General features: G+C 44.1%; 3 protein-coding genes. All 3 read left to right on the top strand.

Features of this window, described 5'->3' with window-relative positions; all coding sequences use genetic code 11:
• A partial coding sequence (locus F6K53_RS37045) for a hypothetical protein (RefSeq protein ID WP_293084547.1) occupies positions 1-1019 on the top strand: 1019 nt, incomplete at its 5' end.
• 59 nt (positions 1020-1078) lie between these two features.
• Positions 1079-1216, top strand: coding sequence for a hypothetical protein (locus tag F6K53_RS37040; protein ID WP_293062427.1), 138 nt, complete (start codon positions 1079-1081; stop codon positions 1214-1216).
• Positions 1217-1263: 47 nt separating this feature from the next.
• Complete coding sequence (locus tag F6K53_RS46235; RefSeq protein WP_366511404.1) at positions 1264-2271, top strand: iron-containing redox enzyme family protein; 1008 nt, start codon at positions 1264-1266, stop codon at positions 2269-2271.
• Positions 2272-2589 lie beyond the last annotated feature (318 nt).

Here is a 2589-nt window from a genome sequence, read left to right as displayed (position 1 = left end):
ACCCGACACCCAGAAGGCTGTGTCTTAAATCTCAGCAAAGTCTTACAGTAAAGTACCCTAAATTAGCCTGTAACGTTAATATCTATCCCGATCAGATTGTTTTTTATCGGGATGGTCAATATTTTGGTTTCGAGACTAGCGGTTTGTCAGCAGAAACGTTACAAACACTGTTTGTAATGATGGATGGTACTAGGAGTATTGAGGAGCTTCAAGAGCTTTTTGCTCCTGATAACCCGGAGGTAATTCAATCAATTTTGAAAGGATTGGAAGATCAGGCGTTACTGGATGATGCTACTCCGTTTAAAGTTCATTCTGGTATCGATACTCTGCTGGAGTTGGAGGATTTTACCAATGACTTACTCCAAACTACTGTTGAAGGAAACCTGTTTTGGAAACCAATAACCTCTAGTGAATCTGAGCTACCGAACACTGTTTTGTATGGCTTTGGGATAGAGCATTACCATTTGTCTTGCCATCGGTGGAATTGGGACTTTCCATTGCTGGGAACCCAAAACTATACCAAGGTTCAACAATTAATTAACCAACTCTATGGTCAAGAATATGGGGAAGATCAGCTTTGGTTGAAGGCGTTGAATGGGATTGGTATTAGCGATGAGGATTTAAAGGATGCGATCGCACTACCGGAAACTGTGGCAATTGGGAATGCTTTGGCCTATTGGGCAAACTCCGAGCCACTGGTTTTATTGAGTACCTTAGGGGTGTTAAAACGTCAAGCATACCATCATTTATCATCCTACCTTGCTGCGTGTGAGCGGGTTAACGTTGAGTCTGGGTTTATCGACCCAATTCGAGAATTGGTAAACAGAAATATAACTGGAGAATCAGAAAACTTAATTCATCGCATCTTTCAAGACATTGGCCACGTTGATCAACAAACTCGGCAACGGTTAGGCGATCAAATTTACCTGTTTATTGAAATGTATAACAATTTTTACAGGGCGATTTGGAATTACTATTCATGCACTAGTGATTTGCTCAGACGAGTTTCGGCTCTCTAGAAATAGGGAGTAGGGAATCGGGAATCGGGAATCGGGAGTCCGGAGTCCGGAGTCGGGAGGTGTGGGGAGGGTGGGGAGAGGGGGAAGTGTGGGAAGTGTGGGGAGAGGGGGAAGTGTGGGAATTTTTGCGATCGCTACTCCCCACCTCTCCACCTTTCCTACTCCCTACTCCCTACTCCCTACTCCCTACTCTTTAAAACCTAGGACATTATCACCCAATTTAGATTCAGTTAGGAATGAAGTTATGACGTTAACTAAGAGTTTATTGAAACAGCCGCTATTTAAAAATCAAGTATGTTTAAAATTCAGTGATACCAGGGTAGAAATTCGTTATCAAAACCAAGGCTGTTCGATTACAGTAGAACCTGAAAAGCAAGAGGAGACTTATAAACTGTTCCAGCTGTTGCAGTTTGGGGGGATGTCACCAGAGGAATTGGGTCAGGAGTGTCCAGGAATTCGAGAACAAATTCCTGACTTGCTAATAGAATTAGACCGCCGTGGTATGCTAATAGACCGGGAGAAATCCGTGACATCTGGTGGTGTTACTGGACATCAATTCTATCGGGAGTTATACCGATTCCTAAACCGTCTGAAAATGCGTTTTCCTGAGTCTCCCTACACCGTAAAGATGGTAGATGGGACGATTACTAGAGAGCAGTTGATTGGTTATAGTTTGGAATCCTATCACGTTACTCATCTGTGTCCGAGTTTGCTAGCTCCGTCTTTAGCCAATTATGAATCACCTAAGATTCGCAAACTCCTCCGGGAATTCTTTGGGTCTGAGTTGCACCATGACCGTTTGATCGAGAAATCCTTGAAGAGTGTGGGAATTTCTGGTCAGCAACTGCAACGGATGCTGCCATTACCCATGACCTTTGCGGTCTGTTCAAGTCTGGCAGTTTTTGCGAAGCAGCATCCCCTTAGCTTCAAGGCAGCATTATTAATGTTTGAAGAACACAGTGAGGAGTTCCACCAGTTATTCAAACAGCGGTGTCAAGATTTAGATTTGCCTTCGGACTTTTATCAACCAATCTTGCTCCATGCCAAAATTAATGACGATGGAGCCCATGAGGATATTACCGAGGTTTTGTTAGCAGACATAGCTTATGTTTCACCAGAAGACCAATTAATGGTGAAAAAGAACATGACTGCCCTGATGGAATCTATGGTGCTACGGACTCACGAAATTTTGGATTATTATGGCAATCCACAGAACCGAATTCCTCGCTGTTTTGATACCATAGGGGGCTAAGCATTAAGCCAAAAGCGGTCAGTGGTCAGCTCTCAGCTCTCAGCGGTTAGCGGTCAGCCGTCAGCCCTCAGCCTTTAGGGCGTGTTTTCAAAGTTTTCCGCAAGATTATGATCCCCCCCAGCCCCCCTTAAAAAAGGGGGAGCCATACTCAAAGTCCCCCTTTTTTAAGGGGGATTTAGGGGGATCTCCGAGGCAAGAAGACACGCCCTAGCCTTTAGCTGATAACTGATAACTAATACCTGATTGCTGATTGCTGAACGCTAGTTTTATTAGTACTCAAAGGGTCCTAACGGCTCATCATCTTCTTCAGCCAGGTCA

This window comes from Moorena sp. SIO4A1, from assembly GCF_010672065.1.
Lineage (GTDB): Bacteria > Cyanobacteriota > Cyanobacteriia > Cyanobacteriales > Coleofasciculaceae > Moorena.
The sequence above is the reverse complement of the archived record's forward strand: the minus strand, read 5'-3'. Positions and strand labels throughout refer to the sequence as shown.

Bases quoted from the DNA above. Each gene is read 5' to 3' on its own strand.
- F6K53_RS46235 (WP_366511404.1), top strand. From the start codon at position 1,264: ATGACGTTAACTAAGAGTTTATTGAAACAGCCGCTATTTAAAAATCAA.